We start from the raw sequence: 19,713 nt of genomic DNA on the forward strand, positions 1-19,713 counted from the left end.
CTTAGCAGTCCAGCGGGTTGCGTTTTTCCGGGTCGATGCCGAACTTGGCGATGGCCTCGGCCACCACCTTGGGTTCGATATCGCCGCGGTCGGCGAGGGCTTCCAGGGCGGCCAGAACCACCCAGTTGCGGTCCACTTCGAAGAAGTGGCGCAGCTTCTGGCGGCTGTCGCTGCGGCCGAAGCCGTCGGTGCCCAGCACCTTGTATTCCTTGCTCGGCACCCACTGGCGGATCTGGTCGGCGAACAGCTTCATGTAGTCGGTGCTGGCGATGACCGGGCCCTGACGGCCTTTCAGGCACTGTTCGACGTAGGTCTGCTGCGGCTTCTGCTCCGGATGCAGGCGGTTGTGACGCTCCACGGCCAGGCCTTCGCGGCGCAGTTCGTTGAAGCTGGTGACGCTCCACACATCGGACGCGACGTTGTACTCGTCGCGCAGGATCTTCGCCGCGGCGCGCACTTCGCGCAGGATGGTGCCGCTGCCCAGCAGCTGCACGTGGTGGGCGGCTTCCTTCTTGTCCTCTTCGAGCAGGTACATGCCCTTGATGATGCCTTCCTCGACACCTTCAGGCATGGCCGGCTGCTGGTAGGCCTCGTTCATCACGGTGATGTAGTAGAAGACGTTTTCCTGCTCTTCCATCATCCGCCGCGTGCCTTCGCGAATGATCACCGCCAGCTCGTAGCCGTAGGTCGGATCATAGGTGCGGCAGTTGGGAATGGTCGCCGCCATCAGGTGGCTGTGGCCGTCCTCGTGCTGCAGGCCTTCGCCGTTCAGCGTGGTGCGCCCGGCGGTACCGCCGATCAGGAAGCCGCGGGTGCGGCTGTCGCCGGCAGCCCAGGCCAGGTCGCCGATGCGCTGGAAGCCGAACATCGAGTAGAAAATGTAGAACGGCAGCATCGGCTGGTTGTGGCAGCTGTAGCTGGTACCCGCGGCGATGAACGAACTCATGGCGCCGGCTTCGTTGATGCCTTCCTCGAGGATCTGACCCTTCTTGTCCTCGCGGTAGAACATCACCTGATCCTTGTCCACCGGCTCATACAGCTGGCCGACCGAGGAGTAGATGCCGAGCTGGCGGAACATGCCTTCCATGCCGAAGGTGCGCGCCTCGTCGGGGATGATCGGCACGATGCGCTGGCCGAGGTCCTTGTCCTTGACCAGTTGCGCGAGGATGCGCACGAAGGCCATGGTGGTGGAGATTTCACGGTCGCCGGAGCCGTCGAGGATGGCCTTGAGGGTCTCCAGCGGCGGGGTCGGCACGGCGAAGCTGTTGACGCGGCGCTGCGGCACGAAGCCACCCAGGGCTTCACGCTTCTTGCGCAGGTACTTGCCTTCGGCGCTGTCGGGCGCCGGCTTGAAGAACGGCAGGTTCTCCAGCTCGTCGTCCTGGACCGGGATATCGAAGCGGTCGCGGAATTTCTTCAGGCTGTCGACGTCGACCTTCTTGGTGTTGTGGGCGATGTTCTTCGCCTCGCCGGCGCCGGTGCCATAACCCTTGATGGTCTTGGCCAGGACGACGGTCGGCTGACCCTGGTGGTGGACCGCCTGGTGGTAGGCCGCATAGACCTTGTAGGGGTCGTGGCCGCCACGGTTGAGCTTCCAGATTTCGTCGTCGGAGAGATCCTTGACCATCTCCTTGAGTTCCGGGCTGTTGAAGAAGTGCTCGCGGACGAAGGCGCCGTCTTTGGCCTTGTAGTTCTGGTAGTCGCCGTCGACCACCTCGTCCATGCGCCGTTGCAGGATGCCGTCGACGTCTTTGGCCAGCAGCGGGTCCCAGAAACGGCCCCAGACCACCTTGTTGACGTTCCACTGGGCGCCGCGGAACACGCCTTCCAGTTCCTGGATGATCTTGCCGTTGCCGCGTACCGGGCCGTCGAGGCGCTGCAGGTTGCAGTTGATGACGAAGATCAGGTTGTCCAGCTTCTCGCGGCCGGCCAGGGAGATGGCGCCGAGGGATTCCGGCTCGTCGCACTCGCCGTCGCCGAGGAAGCACCAGACCTTCTGCTTGCCCGCCGGGATGAAGCCGCGGTGCTCCAGGTACTTCATGAAGCGTGCCTGGTAGATCGCCTGGATCGGGCCCAGGCCCATGGATACGGTGGGGAACTGCCAGAAGTCCGGCATCAGCCAGGGGTGCGGGTAGGACGACAGGCCCTGACCGTCCACTTCCTGGCGGAAGTTGTTCAGCTGGTCTTCGCTGATCCGGCCTTCCATGAAGGCGCGGGCATAGATGCCGGGCGAGGCATGGCCCTGATAGAACACCAGGTCGCCGCCGTGTTCTTCGGTCGGGGCCTGGAAGAAGTAGTTGAAGCCGATGTCGTACAGGGTCGCAGAGGAGGCGAAGCTGGAGATGTGACCGCCCAGGTCCGGGTCCTGCAGGTTGGTGCGCATCACCATGGCCAGCGCGTTCCAGCGCACCAGCGAGCGGATGCGGCGTTCCATGAACAGGTCGCCGGGCATGCGGGCTTCGTGGGTGACCGGAATGGTGTTGCGATAGGGCGTGGTGATGGCATACGGCAACTGGGAACCACTGCGGGTAGCCAGCTCGCCCATGCGGGTCATCAGGTAATGCGCGCGGTCTTCACCCTCATGGTCGAGGACGGACTCCAGCGCGTCCAGCCATTCCTGGGTTTCGACGGGATCGAGGTCTTGCATGGCTTGCTCCAGGGCGGAAAGGCTTCCAGAATCGGAGGCCAGGGGTTCGTGGCCGGCTTCGTGAGCGGGTCACGTAAATTCTTGTTTACCGGGGGTAGGACCGGCTCCGTGTAGTTTTACTACATATCGACGGCGATTTCAGCCCTTGGGATACAATCTTTAGTAGCAAAACTACACTTTATTTTGGCTGTTCGTCGCGCGTGCCGCGGCGAGGTCCGTGGAATGCAGCTGTTCCCGGCACCACCCGCAGCCCGCCGAAAAGGATAGACCATGAGCTTGCCGGTGCTGGTCTCTTTACCCGCTTCCCTCGACTCCCTTGCCTTGCGCGCCGAGCAGTCCTTGCGCGCGGTTCTTGCCGATCTGGACACTGCTGCCGAGGCACGCTTCGACGCCTGGCCGCAGGCCCGTCGTGACGCCTGGCACCGGGTCTGCGCGGCCAGCGATTTCGTCCTGCAGCAGGCCTTGCGTGATCCACTGATGCTGCTGGAGCTGGCCGATTCCGGGGAGCTGGAGCGCAGCCTGTCGGCCGGGGAGCTGCGTGCTCAGCTGGTCGACGCGCTAGACGGCTGTGCCGACGAGGAGGAGTTGGGGCGGCGTCTGCGGCGCTTCCGCAATCGTCAGCAGCTGCGCATCATCTGGCGCGACATCGGCCGCCAGGCGGATCTGCGGGAAGCCTGCCGCGATCTTTCCGATCTCGCCGACGCCTGCATCGACCTGGCCTACCACTGGCTCTATCCCCACCACTGCGCGCAGTTTGGCACGCCGATCGGGCGGCGCAGTGGCCAGGCCCAGCACATGGTGATCCTCGGCATGGGCAAGCTCGGCGCCCATGAACTCAACCTGTCTTCGGACATCGACCTAATCTTCGGCTACCCGGAGGGTGGCGAGACCGAAGGGGTGAAGCGTCCCCTGGACAATCAGGAGTTCTTCATCCGCCTGGGCCAGCGGTTGATCAAGGCGTTGGATGCGATCACCGTCGAGGGCTTCGTGTTCCGTACCGACATGCGCCTGCGCCCCTATGGCTCCTCCGGCGCCCTGGTGTTCAGCTTCAATGCCCTGGAGCAGTACTACCAGGACCAGGGCCGCGACTGGGAGCGCTACGCCATGATCAAGGCGCGGGTGGTCGGCGGCGACCCGCTCGCCGGCGAGCAGTTGCTGGAGATGCTGCGCCCCTTCGTCTACCGGCGCTACCTGGACTTCTCCGCCATCGAGGCGCTGCGCAGCATGAAGCTGCTGATCCAGCAGGAAGTGCGGCGCAAGGGCATGGCCGACAACATCAAGCTGGGCGCCGGCGGCATTCGCGAGGTGGAGTTCATCGCTCAGGCCTTCCAGCTGATCCATGGCGGGCGCGACCTCAGCCTGCAGCAGCGACCGCTGTTGAAGGTGCTGGCCACGCTGGCAGGGCAGGGCTACCTGCCGGACGCGGTGGTCGAGGAATTGCGCGAGGGCTACGAGTTCCTGCGCTACACCGAACATGCCCTGCAGGCGATCGACGACCGGCAGACGCAGATGCTGCCGGACAACCAGCAGGACCGGGCGCGGGTGGCCTTCATGCTCGGCTTCGCCAGCTGGGACGCCTTCCATCAGCAGTTGATGCACTGGCGCGGACGGGTCGACTGGCATTTCCGCCAGGTCATCGCCGATCCGGACGAGGATCAGGATGGTGCAGTCGACGAGGTGATCGGCGGCGAGTGGCTGCCGCTGTGGGAAGATGCCCAGGACGAGGCCGCCGCCTGTCGTCAGCTCAGCGACGCGGGCTTTGTCGATGCTCCGGCGGCCCGGCAGCGCCTGGCCGGCCTGCGCAACGGTAATCAGGTGCGGGCCATGCAGCGGCTCGGCCGCGAGCGCCTGGATGCCTTTATTCCCCGATTGTTGGCGCAGGCGGTGGAGCACGGTGAGCCGGACCTGGTGCTGGAGCGGGTGCTGCCGCTGGTCGAGGCGGTGGCGCGGCGCTCGGCCTATCTGGTCCTGCTGACGGAGAATCCCGGGGCCCTGCAGCGCCTGCTGACCCTGTGCGCGGCCAGTCCATGGATCGCCGAACAGATCGCCCGCTTCCCGCTGCTGCTCGACGAGTTGCTCAACGAAGGCCGGCTGTTCAAACCGCCCCAGGCGCCCGAGCTGGCCGCCGAGTTGCGCGAGCGGCTGATGCGCATCCCCGAGGACGATCTGGAGCAGCAGATGGAGGCGCTGCGCCACTTCAAGCTGGCCCACCGCTTGCGCGTCGCGGCCTCGGAGATCGCCGGCACCCTGCCGCTGATGAAGGTCAGCGACTACCTGACCTGGCTGGCCGAGGCCATCCTCGACCAGGTGCTGGCCCTGGCCTGGCGCCAGACCGTGGCCAAACACGGCGCGCCGCGCCGCGCCGATGGCACCCCGTGCGACCCCGATTTCATTATCGTCGGCTATGGCAAGGTCGGTGGCATCGAGCTGGGGCATGGCTCGGACCTGGACCTGGTGTTCATCCATGATGGCGACCCCCAGGCCGAGACCGACGGCGCCAAGCCCATCGATGGCGCGCAGTTCTTCACCCGCCTGGGCCAACGCATCATTCACCTGTTGACCACCCAGACCAACTCCGGCCAGCTCTACGAGGTGGATATGCGCCTGCGCCCCTCCGGTGCCGCGGGCTTGCTGGTCAGCTCCCTTGGGGCCTTCCAGCGCTACCAGGAAAACGAGGCCTGGACCTGGGAGCATCAGGCACTGGTGCGCGCCCGGGTGCTGGTCGGCTGTCCGCGTGTGGCCAAGGCCTTCGAGGCGGTGCGCGCCGCGGTGCTCGGGGGGGAGCGCGATCTCGACAAGCTGCGCGCGGAAGTCAGCGAGATGCGCGCCAAGATGCGCGACAACCTCGGCAGCAAGGCCACCGCCGCCGGCACCTCGGCCAATGCCTTCGAGGCCTCGGCGCCCTTCGATCTCAAGCAGGATGCCGGAGGTATCGTCGATATCGAATTTATGGTGCAATACGCGGCCCTGGCCTGGTCGCGACAGTACCCGGAGTTGCTCGAGTTCACCGACAACATCCGCATCCTGGAAGGGCTGGAGCGCGTCGGCCTGCTGCCCGGAGAAGATGCCCTGCTGTTGCAGGAGGTCTACAAGGCCTATCGCTCGGCGGCCCACCGGCAGGCGCTGCAGAAGCAGCCCGGGGTGGTGAGTGGCGACCAGTTCCACGCCGAACGACGCAGCGTGCTGCGCATCTGGCAGGCGCTTGGCTTGAACTGAATGAGTGCCGATCGGCAGGCGCAGCGTCCGCCGGTGGCAGTGTACGAAGCGAATTTGAGGAGCAGGCAACTATGTCGATGGCCGATCGTGATGGTGTGATTTGGTATGACGGCAAGCTGGTGCCGTGGCGCGACGCCACCACCCATGTGCTGACCCACACCCTGCACTATGGCATGGGCGTGTTCGAGGGCGTGCGGGCCTACAACACCCCCGATGGCACGGCGATCTTCCGCCTGCAGGCGCACACCGATCGGCTGTTCGATTCGGCCCACATCATGGGCATGAAGATCCCCTTCAGCAAAGACGAGATCAACGAGGCGACCCGCGCCGCGGTGCGCGAGAACAATCTGGAAAGCGCCTATATCCGCCCGATGGTGTTCTACGGATCCGAAGCCATGGGCCTGCGCGCCAGCGGCCTGAAGGTCCAGGTGATCGTGGCGGCGTGGAACTGGGGCGCCTACATGGGCGATGAGGCCCTGCAGGTCGGCATCAAGGTGCGCACGAGCTCCTTCACCCGGCATCACGTCAACATCTCCATGACCCGGGCCAAGGCCAACGGCAACTACATCAACTCGATGCTGGCCCTGCAGGAAGCCATCTCCGGTGGCGCCGACGAGGCCATGCTGCTCGACCCGGAAGGCTACGTGGCCGAGGGTTCGGGGGAGAACATCTTCCTGGTCAAGGATGGCGTGGTGTACACCCCGGAGGTCACCTCCTGCCTCAACGGCATCACCCGCAACACCGTGCTGACCCTGGCCGAGGAGCTGGGCATCAAGGTGATCGAGAAGCGCATCACCCGCGACGAGGTGTACATCGCCGACGAGGCCTTCTTCACCGGCACCGCCGCCGAGGTCACGCCGATCCGCGAAGTGGACGGCCGGCAGATCGGCGCCGGGCGCCGCGGTCCGGTGACCGAAAAACTGCAGACCGCCTACTTCGACCTGGTGACCGGCAAGACCCGCAACCACGCCGAGTGGCGCACCCTGGTCAAATAAGCTCGCGGGACGGGCAGTCGCCCGTCGCTGCGGTGGGTGGTCGCGCACTGAGCGACAAGGCAACTACAACCGGGAGGCGCAAGCCTCCTCGGTCGTTTCTGGGATAGGCATGAGAATACTGATCGTAGGCCCCAGCTGGGTGGGCGACATGGTGATGGCGCAGACGCTGTTCCAGTGCCTGAAGCAGCGCCACGGCGACTGCCAGATCGACGTGCTGGCGCCGGAATGGAGCCGGCCGATCCTCGAGCGCATGCCCGAGGTGCGGCGTGCCCTGAGTTTTCCCCTCGGCCACGGCGTGCTGCAGCTGGCGACCCGCCGGCGCATCGGCAAGTCCCTGGCCGGTCAGTACGATCAGGCGATCCTGCTGCCCAACTCGCTCAAGTCGGCCCTGGTGCCGTTCTTCGCCGGCATTGCCAAGCGCACCGGCTGGAAGGGCGAGATGCGCTACGGCCTGCTCAACGATGTGCGCAAGCTGGACAAGCAGCGCTACCCGCTGATGATCGAGCGCTTCATGGCGCTGGCCTTCGAGCCCGGCGCGCAGCTGCCGCGTCCCTATCCGCGGCCCAGCCTGCAGATCGAGGCGGCCAGTCGCGACGCGGCCCTCGGCCGCTTCGCCCTGAGCCTGGATCGACCGGTGCTGGCGCTCTGTCCCGGCGCCGAGTTCGGCGAGGCCAAGCGCTGGCCCAGCGAACACTACGCCAGGGTCGCCGAGGCCAAGATCCGCGCCGGCTGGCAGGTCTGGCTGTTCGGCTCGAAGAACGATCATCCGGTCGGCGAGGACATTCGCGCGCGGCTGATTCCCGGCTTGCGCGAGGAGGCGGTCAACCTCGCCGGCGAGACCAGCCTGGCCGAGGCCATCGACCTGCTGTCCTGCGCCACGGCGGTGGTGTCCAACGATTCCGGCCTGATGCACGTGGCCGCGGCGCTCAATCGGCCGCTGGTGGCGGTCTACGGCTCGACCTCGCCGCAGTTCACCCCGCCGCTGGCCGAGCAGGTGGAGATCGTCCGGCTGGGCCTGGAGTGCAGCCCCTGCTTCGACCGCACCTGTCGCTTCGGTCACTACAACTGCCTGCGCGAGCTGGCGCCGCAGCCGGTGCTGGAGGCCCTGGATCGTCTGGTCGGCGATCCGATCGAGCCGGTCGAGGTCGATTGATGCGGGTGTTGCTGATCAAGACGTCCTCCCTGGGCGATGTGGTGCACAGCCTGCCGGCGCTCACCGACGCGGCTCGGGCCATCCCCGGGATCCAGTTCGACTGGGTGGTGGAGGAGGGTTTCGCCGAGATTCCGGCCTGGCACCCGGCGGTGGCCCGGGTGATTCCGGTGGCCATCCGCCGCTGGCGCAAGAACCTCTGGCAGACCCTGAGCAATGGCGAGTGGCGCCGCTTCAAGCAGCGCCTGGGCGAGACCCGTTACGACCTGGTGATCGATGCCCAGGGCCTGCTGAAGAGCGCCTGGCTGACCCGCTACGTCAAGGCGCCGGTGGCCGGCCTGGACCGCGACTCGGCACGCGAGCCCATCGCCAGCCGTTTCTATGACCGGACCTACAACGTGCCCCGCGAGCAGCATGCCCTGGAGCGCGTGCGCCAGCTGTTCGCCCAGGCGCTGGACTATCCGCTGCCGGCCGGCCTCGGCGATTACGGCTTGAACCGGGCCCAGCTCGCCGGCGCTGCGACGCAGCCCTATGTGCTGTTCCTGCATGGCACCACCTGGCCGAGCAAGCATTGGCCGGAGGCCTACTGGCGCGAGCTGGCCGAGCAGCTCAGCGAGCAGGGCTGGGCGCTTCGCCTGCCCTGGGGCAATGAGCAGGAGCGGGCGCGGGCCGAGCGCATCGCCGCCGGCCTGGACAACGCCGCGGTGCTGCCCAGGTTGAACCTGGCCGGAGTGGCCAAGGTGATCGCCGGGGCCCAGGCCTGCGTGGCGGTGGACACCGGCCTGGGCCACCTCGCCGCCGCGCTGGATGTGCCGAGCATCTCCCTCTACGGGCCGACCCTGCCGGGGCGCGTCGGCGCCTATGGCCGGGCGCAGATCCACCTGTGCGCCAGCGGGCCCAATGCCGGACTCGGCGACCGCCACAAACCCTGCCTCGACGAGCTGCGCCCCGAACGGGTGGCCACCGAGTTGCAGGCGTTGTTGCTGGCCGAGGAAATCGTCTGATGCAGCTGGCTTTTATCCTCTACAAGTATTTCCCCTACGGCGGCCTGCAGCGCGACTTCATGCGCATCGCCCTGGAGTGCCAGAAGCGCGGCCACGCCATTCGCGTCTATACGCCGATCTGGGAGGGCGAAGTGCCGGCGGGCTTCGAGGTGGTGGTGGTGCCGGTCAAGGCGCTGTTCAACCACCGGCGCAACGAGAAGCTCACCGCCTGGGTCGAGGCCGACCTGGCCCGGCGCCCGGTCGAGCGGGTGATTGGCTTCAACAAGATGCCCGGGCTGGATGTCTACTACGCCGCCGACGGCTGTTTCGAGGACAAGGCGCAGACCCTGCGCAACCCCTTGTACCGCCGCTGGGGGCGCTACAAGCACTTCGCCGACTACGAGCGGGCGGTGTTCGCCCCCGAGTCGAAGACCGAGATCCTGATGATTTCCGAGGTGCAGCAGCCGCTGTTCGTCAAGCACTACGCCACCCCGGCCGAGCGCTTCCACCTGCTGCCGCCGGGCATCGCCCAGGACCGCCGGGCGCCGGCTAATGCCGCACAGATCCGCGCCGAGTTCCGCGCCGAGTTCGGCCTGGCGGACGACGAGTTGCTGCTGGTGCAGATCGGCTCGGGCTTCAAGACCAAGGGCCTGGATCGCAGCCTCAAGGCGGTTGCCGCGCTGCCGCGCGAGCTGCGTCAGCGCACCCGACTGATCGTCATCGGCCAGGACGACCCCAAGCCGTTCCTGCTGCAGATCAAGGCCCTGGGCATCTCCGAGCAGGTGCAGATCCTCAAGGGCCGCAGCGACATTCCGCGCTTCCTCCTCGGCGCCGACCTGCTGATCCATCCGGCCTACAACGAGAACACCGGCACCGTGTTGCTGGAGGCCCTGGTCGCCGGCTTGCCGGTGCTGGTCACCGAGGTCTGCGGCTATGCCCACTACATCGCCGAGGCCGACGCCGGCCGGGTGCTGAGCAGCCCCTTCGAGCAGCAGCAGCTCAACCGCAGCCTGCGCGAGATGCTCGAGGACGATGCCCAGCGCGGCCAGTGGCAGCGCAACGGCCTGGCCTACGCCGACTCGGCCGACCTGTATTCCATGCCGCAGCGGGCGGCCGATGTGATTCTGGCGGAGCGTCCATGAAGTTGTTGTTGAGCGAGCCGTTCAAGAGCCTGTGGGCCGGCAAGGACCCCTTCGTCGAGGTCGAGGCCCTGCAGGGGCAGGTCTACCGCGAGCTGGAGGGCCGGCGCACCTTGCGCACCGAGGTGGCCGGGCGCGGCTATTTCGTCAAGATCCACCGCGGCATCGGCTGGGGCGAGATCGCCAAGAACCTGCTCAGCGCCAAGCTCCCGGTGCTCGGCGCCGGCCAGGAGTGGCGGGCCCTCGAGCGTCTGCACCAAGCCGGCGTGCCGACCATGACGGCGGTGGCCTACGGCGAGCGCGGCGGCAATCCGGCCCGCCAGCATTCCTTTATCGTCACCGAAGAACTGGCGCCGACCGTCAGCCTGGAGGACTTCAGCCTCGACTGGCAGCGCCAGCCGCCGCCAGTGGCGCTCAAGCGCGCGCTGATCGCCGAAGTGGCGAACATGACCGGCACCATGCACCGCGCCGGGGTCAACCACCGCGACTGCTATATCTGCCACTTCCTGTTGCACACCGACCGGGCGGTGACGGCCGGCGATTTCCGCCTGTCGCTGATCGACCTGCACCGCGCCCAGACCCGCGCCGCGGTGCCGCGCCGCTGGCGCGACAAGGACCTGGCCGGGCTGTACTTCTCCGCCCTGAACATCGGCCTCAGCCGGCGCGACAAGCTGCGCTTCCTCAAGGCCTATTTCCGCCTGCCGCTGCGCCAGGTCCTGCGTGACGAGGCGCGCCTGCTCGCCTGGCTGGAGCGCCGTGCCGACAAGCTCTACGCACGCAAGCAGCGTTATGGGGATGCGCTCTGATGGCTGGCTGGACACTGCAACCCGAATACGCCGGGCGGGCCGCCGAGTTCGGCAGCCTGGAGGCGGTCTTCGCCCTCGAGGGCGAGCGCATCACCAAGGACCCGTTGTCCGAGGTAATCCGCATCGAGCGCTACGGGGTGCGCTACTACGTCAAGCGCTACTGGGGCGCCGGCAAGGGCTTGCGCCGCTATATCGGTCGGCCGCGGGTCAAGGCCGAGTGGCAGAACCTCAAGTATTTCGCCAAGTGGGGCATTCCCACCGCGCCGATCGTCGCCTACGGCCTGGAGCGCAGGCTCGGCGCCTTCGTCCGCGGTGCCCTGGTCACCCGCGAGCTGCCGGACACCCTGGACATGAGCCAGCTGGCCGACAGCGACCACCCCTGGCTGCGCGACCGCCACTGGGTCGACCGCATCAGCCGCCAGCTGGCCGCGGCGACGCGGGCCCTGCACGGCAAGCACTTCACCCATAACGACCTGAAGTGGCGCAACCTGCTGGTCAACGAGCAGGCCGAGCTGTTCTTCATCGACTGCCCGACCGGTGCCTTCTGGTGGGGCCCCCTGCTGCGCTACCGGGTCATCAAGGACCTGGCCTGCCTGGACAAGGTGGCCAAGCGCACGCTGTCGCGCAGCCAGCGCCTGCGCTTCTACCTGCAGTACCGCGGGCATCGGCGCCTGAGCGCCCGGGACAAGCGGCGCATCCGCCAGATCGTCGAGTTTTTCGAGGGCCGCGAATGAGCGACTTTATCGCCGCCGAGGACCGCGCACTGCTCGAACACCATGGCCTGGCCAGCTTCGCCGCGCTCTGGGCGCTCGAGTTGGAGGCGGTGGACGAGCCGAATACCGAACGCGGCGGCTGGAGCAGCGTCTATCGCCTGGAGCTGGGCGACGCCGCCTTCTACCTCAAGCGCCAGAGCAACCACCTGACCCGCAGCGTGCTGCATCCCCTGGGCGAGCCGACTTTCGCCCGCGAGTTCCGCAATATCCAGCGTTATCGCCGGCTGGGCATCCCGGCCCTGCAGGCCGCCTTCTTCGCCGAGCGCCGAGTGCCGGGCGAACGCCGCGCGGTACTGCTGACCCGCGCCCTGGACGGCTGGCAGGACCTGGACCACTGGCTGCAGGGCTGGTCCGCCCTCGACGAGCCTAGGCGCCAGGGCATTCTGCGGGCCTGTGGGGCGCTGGCCAGGCGCCTGCATGGGGCGGGGCAGGTGCATGGCTGTTTCTACCCCAAACATATCTTCCTGCGCGAGGCGGACGGCGGCTTCGACGCCCAGTTGATCGACCTGGAGAAGACCCGGCCGCTGCTGTTCGGCGAGCGCGACCGGATCAAGGACCTCGAGCCGCTGCTGCGCCGCGCCGGCGCCTGGGGCGAGGGCGAGGTGCGCCAGTTGCTGGCGGCCTACCTGTCATCCGGCGCCGAACTGGAGCGCTGGAGCAGCCGCCTGGGCCGGCGTCGCCAGGACAAGGAGGGGCGCCGATGACCCTGGCCGAGTTGGCGCGCGCCGGCAGGACGCCCGCACTGCCCTTGCAGCTGGAGCTGGAAGATGCCGCCGGGCCGGCCGTGCTGACCCTGAGCAGCCTGCTTCGCGTGCTGCCGGGCCAGCGCTACGTCGGCTTGGCCGAATGGCGCGGGCGCAAGGTGCTGGCCAAGCTGCTGGTCGGCGCCAGGGCGGCGCGACACTTCCGCCGCGAGCTGGACGGTGCGCGTCTGCTCGCCGGGCAGGGGCTGGCGACGCCGCTGCTGCTGGCCGACGGCCTGCGCGAGGGTGAGGGCGGCTGGCTGCTGTTCGACTACCTGGAGGGCGCCGAAAGCCTGTGGGACGCCTGGCGTCGGGTCGAGCCGCAGCCATTGCTCAGCGCCGCTCAGCAGGCGGTGCTGGGCGCGGCCCTGGCGACGGTGGCGCAGCTGCATGCCAAGGGGCTGTGGCAGGCCGACCTGCACCTGGACAATCTGCTGCGCCATCAGGGGCGGCTGCTGGTCATCGATGGCGGCGGGGTGCAGGCGCAGGTCCCGGGGCAACCCCTGTCGCGGGAGTTGGTGCTGGAGAATCTCGGGATACTGTTCGCCCAGCTTCCGGTCGAGCTGGAACCCTTTATCGAAGAGTTGCTGGTGCACTATCTGCTGGTCAACGGCGAGCATGCCCTGCCGCTGGAGGCGCTGCTCGAGGAGACCGCCAAGGTGCGCCGCTGGCGCCTGCGCGACTACCTGCGCAAGGTCGCCCGCGACTGCAGTCTGTTCAGTGCCAAGGTCGGCGCCTTCGGTCTGTGCGTGGTGCGCCGGGAGCAGGAAGCGGCGCTGCAGCCGCTGCTGGCCGACCTCGACCGCCTCACCGAGCAGGGCCATGTCTACAAGACCGGCGGCGCCGCCACCGTGGCGCGGGTCGAGCTGGACGGCCGTGCGCTGGTGGTCAAGCGCTACAACATCAAGCACTTCGGCCACTGGCTGAAGCGCTTCTGGCGGCCGAGCCGGGCCTGGCACAGCTGGGTCGAGGGCAATCGCCTGGAGCTGCTCGGCATCGCCACGCCGCGCCCGCTGGCGGTGCTGGAGCGGCGCTGGTGCTGGTTGCGCGGTCGTGCCTACCTGATTACCGAATACTGCGGCGGGCAGGATATAATCGCGCGTTTTCGGCCGTACTTGGATACAGAAGGGCGCAGTTCGCCCCCTGAGCACGAACTCCTGGCGCTGGATCGCTTGTTCGCCGCCTTGGTGCGCGAGCGCATCAGCCACGGCGATTTCAAGGGGCACAATCTGTTCTGGGATGGCCATGAGCAGGGTGGCAGATGGGCCTTGATCGACCTCGATGCCATGCGCCAGCACCACAGCATGCGCAGTTTCGCCCGGGCCTATGCCCGCGATCGCGCGCGATTCCTGCGCAACTGGCCGGCCGACTCGGCACTTCACCAGTTGCTCGACCAACGTTTACCGCAGGTGCCCGGCACCTGCCCTGAATAGAGGCAAAACCAGTGGCACTGACCATTCTCGGCCTTTCCGGCGCCCTCAGTCATGACCCGTCGGCGGCCCTGTATATCGACGGCGAGCTGATCGCGGCCGCCGAAGAAGAGCGTTTCGTGCGCGACAAGCACGCCAAGAACCGCATGCCCTACGAGTCGGCCAAGTTCTGCCTGGAGCAGGCCGGGGTCAAGCCCGCGGATGTCGACGTGGTGGCGATTCCCTTCGCCCCCATCAGCCTGTTCGGCGAGGCCCGCTGGCATTACGCCAAGCGCTACTGGTACGCCCCGGACCGCGCCCTCGACGCGATCCTGATGGGTAACCGGCGCTACAAGCGCTACCGCAAGAAGATCGTCTGGTGCCTGGAGCAGCTGGGCTTCGATGCGAAGAAGATCAAGATCGAGCCGGTCGAGCACCACCTGGCCCATGCTTCCAGCGCCTACCACTGCTCGGGTTTCAAGGAGAAGACGGCGATCCTCGGCATCGACGGCAAGGGCGAGTACGCCACCACCTTCTTCGGCTATGGCGAGAACGGCAGGATCCACAAGATCAAGGAGTTCTACGATCCGGATTCGCTCGGCGGCCTGTACGGCGCGATCACCGAGTTCCTCGGCTTCGAGATGCTCGACGGCGAGTTTAAGGTCATGGGCATGGCGCCCTACGGTGATGCCAGCAAGTACGATTTCTCCCGTCTGGCGACCTTCGAGAACGGCCAGCTGGTGATCAACACCGACTACGCCAACGTCATCGGCCTACGCCGCTACAAGGAGAAGGGCAAGGGCTTCTACTTCTCCAAGAAGCTGATCGAGTGGCTGGGGCCCAAGCGCGAAGGCGATATCGCCGACGACCCCTACATCCACTACGCCGCCAGCATGCAGGCGCTGTTCGAGAAGCTGGCGCTGCAGATGATGGACCACTACCTCGGCGACATCATCAAGGAGACCGGCAAGATCGCCTTCGCCGGCGGCTGCGCGCTGAACGTCAAGCTCAATCAGAAGATCATCGCGCGCCCCGAGGTCAAGGAGCTGTTCGTCCAGCCGGCCTCCGGCGACGCCGGTACCGCGGTCGGCGCCGCCGCCTATGTGTCGCACCAGCGCGGCGTCCCGGTGGAGAAGATGGAGCACGTCTACCTCGGCCCGTCCTACTCCAACGAAGACGTCATCGCCGCCTGCGCGCGCCACCCGAGCAAGCCCAAGTTCAAGCAGATCGCCGACATGCCCCAGCGCATCGCCAGGATCATGGTCGACGGCAACCCGGTGGCCTGGTTCCAGGGGCGCATGGAGTTCGGCCCGCGGGCCCTCGGCGGCCGCTCGATCATCGGTTGCCCGAGCATTCCGGGTGTGGCCGACCGGATCAACGAACAGATCAAGTTCCGCGAGCGCTGGCGCCCCTTCTGCCCGTCGATGCTCGACACCGTCGGCCCGCAGATGCTCAAGGTCGACCACCCGAGCCCGTTCATGACTTTCACCTTCGAGGTCAACGAGGAGTGGAAGGCCCGCGTCGGCGAAGTGGTGCACGAGGACGGTACCTCCCGTGCCCAGGTGCTCAAGCGCGAGTACAACCCGCGCTACTACGACATGATGCTGGAGCTGGAGAAGCTCACCGGCAACGGCGTGTCGCTCAACACCTCGCTGAACCGCCGCGGCGAACCGATGATCTGCTCGCCGACCGACGCTCTGAACATGTTCCACGGCTCCGACCTGCAGTACCTGATCATGGAGGACATCCTCGTGGTCAAGGACGGCAAGGATTGGTATGAGCAGGCCTGAGCCGCGCATCCTGCAGTTCTGTCACGGTTATGACGGGCCGTTCCTCGACTGTGCCCGTCAGTACGCTGCGCTGTTTGCCGGTACCCGTTACAAGGTCACCACGGTGTACCTGACCGGCAAGCCCAGTGCCGAGGTGGAGGCCGGCTCGGCCTCCGACGAGGTGATCTTCCTCGATTACTCGAGCCGCGAGGTGCGTGGCCTCAAGCTCAAGGCGATTCGCGATATCCGGCGGATCGCCGCCAGCGGCGACTTCAAGCTGTGCATTGCCCATCGCTTCAAGCCGGTGTATGTCGCCCTGCTCGGTACAAGGCTGCCGGTGATCGGTGTGCACCACGCCTTCGGCGACTACCGGCGGCTGTCGCGCCGGCTGTTCGCCGGCCTGTTCAGACGGCGCCTGTCGCTGCTCGGGGTGTCCAACGCGGTACGTGACGACATGCGCGAGAGCTTGCCGGCCTGGCCGGCCGAGCGTATCGAGACCCTGTACAACCGCATCGATATCCAGGCCCTGCAGGCCGAGCTGCTCGATCGTGATGCCGCGCGTGAGGCCCTGGGCTTGCCGCGTGACGCCTGGGTGGTCGGCAACGTCGGTCGCCTGCACCCGGACAAGGACCAGGCCACGCTGATTCGCGGCTTCGCCCAGGCCCTGCCGCAGCTACCGGCCGGCAGCAGGCTGGCGATCATGGGCAGCGGGCGCCTGGAGGCGTCCCTGAAGAACCTGGCGCGCGAGCTGAACGTCGCCGAGTCGGTGCTGTTCCTCGGCCAGGTGCCCGGCGGTCGGCGTTATTTCCGCGCCTTCGACGTGTTCGCCCTGACCTCCGATCACGAGCCGTTCGGCATGGTCCTGCTGGAGGCGATGGCGGCGGGGGTGCCGGTAGTCGGCAGCGACTGTGGCGGAGGGCGCGAGGTGCTGGAGGGCGTCGGCGTGCTGTTCCCGCTGGCCGATGCGGCTGCGCTGGCGGCCGCCCTGCGTCACATGGCCGAACTCGACGACGAGCAGCGCGCGCTCTGCGCCAGCCTCATGTTGCAGCGGCTCGAGACACACTTCTCCGACCGCGCCGTACGCGAAGCCTTCTGGGGGCTCGACGCGATCACCGCCGAGCGAGCACTCAGATGAATCGTCGGATTCAGCAGATGGTAGGTGCGCCATGACCACTCAGCCGAGTATCTGTTTTGTCATCCCGTATTTCGGGCGCTGGCCGTTCTGGATGCCGTTCTTTCTGGAAAGCTGCCGGCGCAATCCCGATGTCGATTGGCTGCTGTTCAGCGATTGCGGGGTTCCGGCGGACCTGCCGGAGAACGTGCGAATCGAGAGCATCAGTTATGCCGACTACTGCGCCCTGGTCGCGCGCCGCCTGAACATTCCGTTTGCGCCGGAAAACGCCTACAAGCTTTGCGACATCAAACCGGCTCTGGGCTTTATTCATGCCGACCGCCTGGCGGGCTACGACTTCTGGGCGTTCGGCGATATCGATCTGGTGTTCGGCAGGCTGCGTGACTACTTCACTGCCGAACGTCTGGCGCGTCGCGACCTGTTCTCCACCCACGAGCGGCGCGTGTCCGGCCATCTGTGCCTGGTGCGCAATACGCAGCGGATGCGCGAGGCCTTCATGCGCATGCCGAACTGGCAGGCGCGCTTTTGCGATCAGCAGCATCATGCCTTGGACGAGGGGGCGTTCAGCCGGATATTTCTCTGGCGCAAGAACTTCCCTCGGCCGCTGTTCAAGCTGGTCGGGCTGTTCAATCCCTGGCGCCGCCGCAGCGAATTCGTCGAGGCCTTCAGCACCCCAAGCGGCTGTATTCCCTGGATCGACGGCAGCTTCGTATTCCCCACCCGCTGGTTCTGGCGTGAAGGCCGCCTGAGCAACGATCTGGACACGGGGCGGGAGTTTCCCTACTTCCATTTCGTGGTGTGGAAGCGCGACGCCTGGCCGAAGCTCGAGCAGCCCTCTGCCGAGGTTCTCGAGCACCTGGCGCGCGAGCCGCAATGGCAAATCAGTGCCGAGGGATTTCAGCAGGGGACGCAATGAGCGGTCGAATCAAGGTGCTGCAGTTGCAGCCGGACTACAACGTCAAGGCCCATGACTTCGCCGACCTGGCCGAGCAGATCGTCAAGGCATTGCCCAAGGCGCGTTATGAAGTGGTAGCCGCGTTCCTGCGCGGCGAACCGGCACCTGGGGAGCCGGTGAGTCGGGCCGATCGCTCGGTGTACTTCAAATTCTCCGACAAGCAGCTCAAGGGTTTGCGCCTGCGCGCCATGTGGCAGCTCTATCGCTTCTGCAAGCAAGAGCGCTTCGATGTGGTGATCTGCAACCGCTTCAAGCCGGTCAACATGCTGCTGCAGCTGAATCGCTGGCTGAAGGTGCCGCTGTGCATCGGCATTTCCCATGGCTTTGGCGAATACGATCGATTCTACCGGCGGCGCCAGGCCCGCGGTTTGATCAGTGCGGCCTGGCGCTTCGTCGGGGTTTCGCCTGCGGTGAAGCAATACCTACTGGATTGCAATTGCGGCTTCACGGCCGAAAACACGGTGGCGATCACCAATGCCATCGATATCGAGCAGGCCGAAGCCTTGCAGCTGCCTCGCGAAGAGGCGCGGCGCCAGCTGGGGCTCGACCCCGATGCCAGGCTGGTTGGCGCCTTGGGCCGACTGGTGCCCGTCAAGGGGCACATCTACCTGTTGCGTGCCTTCGCGCGAATCAAGGACAAGTACCCCCAGGTGCAGCTCGCCATCATCGGCAAGGGCCGCGAGGAGGCGCGGCTCAAGGCCGAGGCCGACAAGCTCGGGCTCGAGGGGCGCGTCCATCTCCTGGGTTTCCGTGAGAACGCCTTGCAATACGTGCGCGCCTTCGACCTCTGGACCATGCCGTCGCTGGCCGAAGGCTTGGGCTTGGCCCTGCTAGAGGGCATGAGCGGGCATCTGCCGGTCATTGCCTCGAACGTGCCAGCCATGTTGCCGCTGATCGAAGGGGCTGGTGGCCTGGCTGTGCCGCCCGCCGATGTCGACAGTCTGAGCGCGGCGCTGGACAATTATCTGGCACTGGATGATGAGCAGTTGCAGGCCAAGGGCGAGCAGGCTTATCAGTATCTGCAGTCCCATCACGATATCGATTCCTTCCGTCAGCAGTACTTGCGTCTCATCGACGAGTCGCTGAATCAGGTGAGACCAGCATCATGAGTGAAAATCAGCCGTTGGTTACGGTCATCATTGCCTCCTACAACCATGCGCCCTATATCGAGGCCTGCATCCAGAGCGTGCTGCGCCAGACCTATCCGAATGTCGAGCTGCTGGTCATCGACGATGGCTCCAAGGATGACAGCGTCGAGCGCATCCGCCGCCTGCAGGCCGAGCACGACTTCGATTTCCAGGTGCAGCAGAATCAGGGCCTGACCCATACGCTCAACGCGGCGATCAAGCGCGCCAAGGGCAGCCTGATCGTGCCGTTCGGCTCCGACGACATCATGCTCGAGGAGCGCCTGGCTAAGCAGGTCTCCTACATGGAGGGCAAGCCGGAGGTCGGCATCTGTGCGGGCAATATCGAGTTGATCGATGCCCAGGGCGAGCTCTTTCCCGAGAAGCGCCAGCGCCGCGATGTGCCCTTTCGCCGCCTGGATTTCGACGACGTGTTCATGGAGCGCAAGCCCTATCCACCGGCACCGACCCTGATGTTTCGCAAGGAGGCATTGGAGAAGGTCGGTGGCTTCGATCCGGAGATACGTCTGGAAGACCTGCTGATCGAACTGAAGATCACCCATGCCGGTTACTACATCGACTGCCTGGGCGAGGTCCTGGCGCGCTATCGCAAGCATGCCAGCAACTCCTACAAGAACCACCGTTTCATGATCGACAGCATCCTGCGCACCTACGCGCTGTTCAGCGATCATCCACAGTATGAGTTCGTGCGCACGCGCTTTCTCAGCTCGATGTTCCTCAAGTGCTCGAACCGCGATCGTGCCCTGGCCCGTGAGCTGCTAGCGCAGATTCCCTTCAAGAACTGGTCGAAGAAGACCTGGCGCGGCCTGATGCGCCTGTACTTCTCGCCCCTGGAAAAGAGCTGATTCGCC

15 protein-coding genes are annotated in these 19,713 nt (G+C 66.2%); 14 read left to right on the forward strand and 1 reads right to left on the reverse strand.

Annotated elements, in window-relative coordinates; translation table 11 throughout:
- Position 1: 1 nt before the first annotated feature.
- Positions 2–2,647, reverse strand: coding sequence for a pyruvate dehydrogenase (acetyl-transferring), homodimeric type (aceE, locus tag ACSX1D_RS01725; RefSeq protein ID WP_439860712.1), 2,646 nt, complete (start codon positions 2,645–2,647; stop codon positions 2–4).
- Between the two features lie 270 nt (positions 2,648–2,917).
- Between aceE and glnE the strand changes: the two genes are divergently transcribed.
- The 14 genes from glnE (at position 2,918) to ACSX1D_RS01795 (ending at position 19,707) form a co-directional block, all read left to right on the forward strand.
- Entirely contained in the window at positions 2,918–5,863 is a 2,946-nt protein-coding gene (gene glnE / locus ACSX1D_RS01730) for a bifunctional [glutamate--ammonia ligase]-adenylyl-L-tyrosine phosphorylase/[glutamate--ammonia-ligase] adenylyltransferase (protein WP_439860713.1), read from the forward strand.
- Between the two features lie 71 nt (positions 5,864–5,934).
- A complete protein-coding gene (locus tag ACSX1D_RS01735; RefSeq protein WP_208708095.1) occupies positions 5,935–6,858 on the forward strand; it encodes a branched-chain amino acid transaminase in 924 nt (307 codons plus the stop codon).
- A gap of 109 nt (positions 6,859–6,967) precedes the next feature.
- On the forward strand, positions 6,968–8,011 hold the full coding sequence (gene waaF, locus ACSX1D_RS01740; protein ID WP_439860714.1) for a lipopolysaccharide heptosyltransferase II: 1,044 nt from the start codon (positions 6,968–6,970) through the stop codon (positions 8,009–8,011).
- On the forward strand, positions 8,011–9,012 hold the full coding sequence (gene waaC / locus ACSX1D_RS01745) for a lipopolysaccharide heptosyltransferase I (protein ID WP_208708097.1): 1,002 nt from the start codon (positions 8,011–8,013) through the stop codon (positions 9,010–9,012). The genes waaF and waaC overlap by 1 nt, the downstream gene beginning before the upstream one ends.
- Positions 9,012–10,133 (forward strand): glycosyltransferase family 4 protein, encoded by a 1,122-nt coding sequence (locus ACSX1D_RS01750; protein WP_439860715.1) that lies wholly within the window; start codon positions 9,012–9,014, stop codon positions 10,131–10,133. Before waaC ends, ACSX1D_RS01750 begins: the two co-directional genes overlap by 1 nt.
- Positions 10,130–10,936, forward strand: coding sequence for a lipopolysaccharide core heptose(I) kinase RfaP (rfaP, locus tag ACSX1D_RS01755; RefSeq protein WP_439860716.1), 807 nt, complete (start codon positions 10,130–10,132; stop codon positions 10,934–10,936). Before ACSX1D_RS01750 ends, rfaP begins: the two co-directional genes overlap by 4 nt.
- The gene (locus ACSX1D_RS01760; protein ID WP_439860717.1) at positions 10,936–11,670 is read left to right on the forward strand and encodes a lipopolysaccharide kinase InaA family protein; all 735 of its coding nucleotides are present in this window, start codon (positions 10,936–10,938) and stop codon (positions 11,668–11,670) included. Before rfaP ends, ACSX1D_RS01760 begins: the two co-directional genes overlap by 1 nt.
- Positions 11,667–12,413, forward strand: a complete 747-nt coding sequence (locus ACSX1D_RS01765) for a lipopolysaccharide kinase InaA family protein (RefSeq protein WP_439860718.1) — start codon at positions 11,667–11,669, stop codon at positions 12,411–12,413. The genes ACSX1D_RS01760 and ACSX1D_RS01765 overlap by 4 nt, the downstream gene beginning before the upstream one ends.
- A complete protein-coding gene (locus ACSX1D_RS01770) occupies positions 12,410–13,885 on the forward strand; it encodes a lipopolysaccharide kinase InaA family protein (protein WP_439860719.1) in 1,476 nt (491 codons plus the stop codon). Before ACSX1D_RS01765 ends, ACSX1D_RS01770 begins: the two co-directional genes overlap by 4 nt.
- Positions 13,886–13,896: 11 nt before the next feature.
- On the forward strand, positions 13,897–15,651 hold the full coding sequence (locus ACSX1D_RS01775) for a carbamoyltransferase family protein (protein ID WP_439860720.1): 1,755 nt from the start codon (positions 13,897–13,899) through the stop codon (positions 15,649–15,651).
- Positions 15,638–16,765: a glycosyltransferase gene (locus ACSX1D_RS01780; protein ID WP_439860721.1), complete on the forward strand. Its 1,128-nt coding sequence runs from the start codon at positions 15,638–15,640 to the stop codon at positions 16,763–16,765. Before ACSX1D_RS01775 ends, ACSX1D_RS01780 begins: the two co-directional genes overlap by 14 nt.
- Positions 16,766–16,796: 31 nt before the next feature.
- Entirely contained in the window at positions 16,797–17,678 is an 882-nt protein-coding gene (locus ACSX1D_RS01785; RefSeq protein ID WP_439860722.1) for a DUF6625 family protein, read from the forward strand.
- Complete coding sequence (locus ACSX1D_RS01790; protein ID WP_439860723.1) at positions 17,675–18,826, forward strand: glycosyltransferase; 1,152 nt, start codon at positions 17,675–17,677, stop codon at positions 18,824–18,826. Before ACSX1D_RS01785 ends, ACSX1D_RS01790 begins: the two co-directional genes overlap by 4 nt.
- A complete protein-coding gene (locus ACSX1D_RS01795) occupies positions 18,823–19,707 on the forward strand; it encodes a glycosyltransferase (protein ID WP_439860724.1) in 885 nt (294 codons plus the stop codon). The genes ACSX1D_RS01790 and ACSX1D_RS01795 overlap by 4 nt, the downstream gene beginning before the upstream one ends.
- The last annotated feature ends 6 nt before the right edge of the window (positions 19,708–19,713 follow it).

The organism is Pseudomonas sp. MBLB4136 (genome assembly GCF_051904765.1).
Taxonomy (GTDB): Bacteria; Pseudomonadota; Gammaproteobacteria; order Pseudomonadales; family Pseudomonadaceae; genus Aquipseudomonas.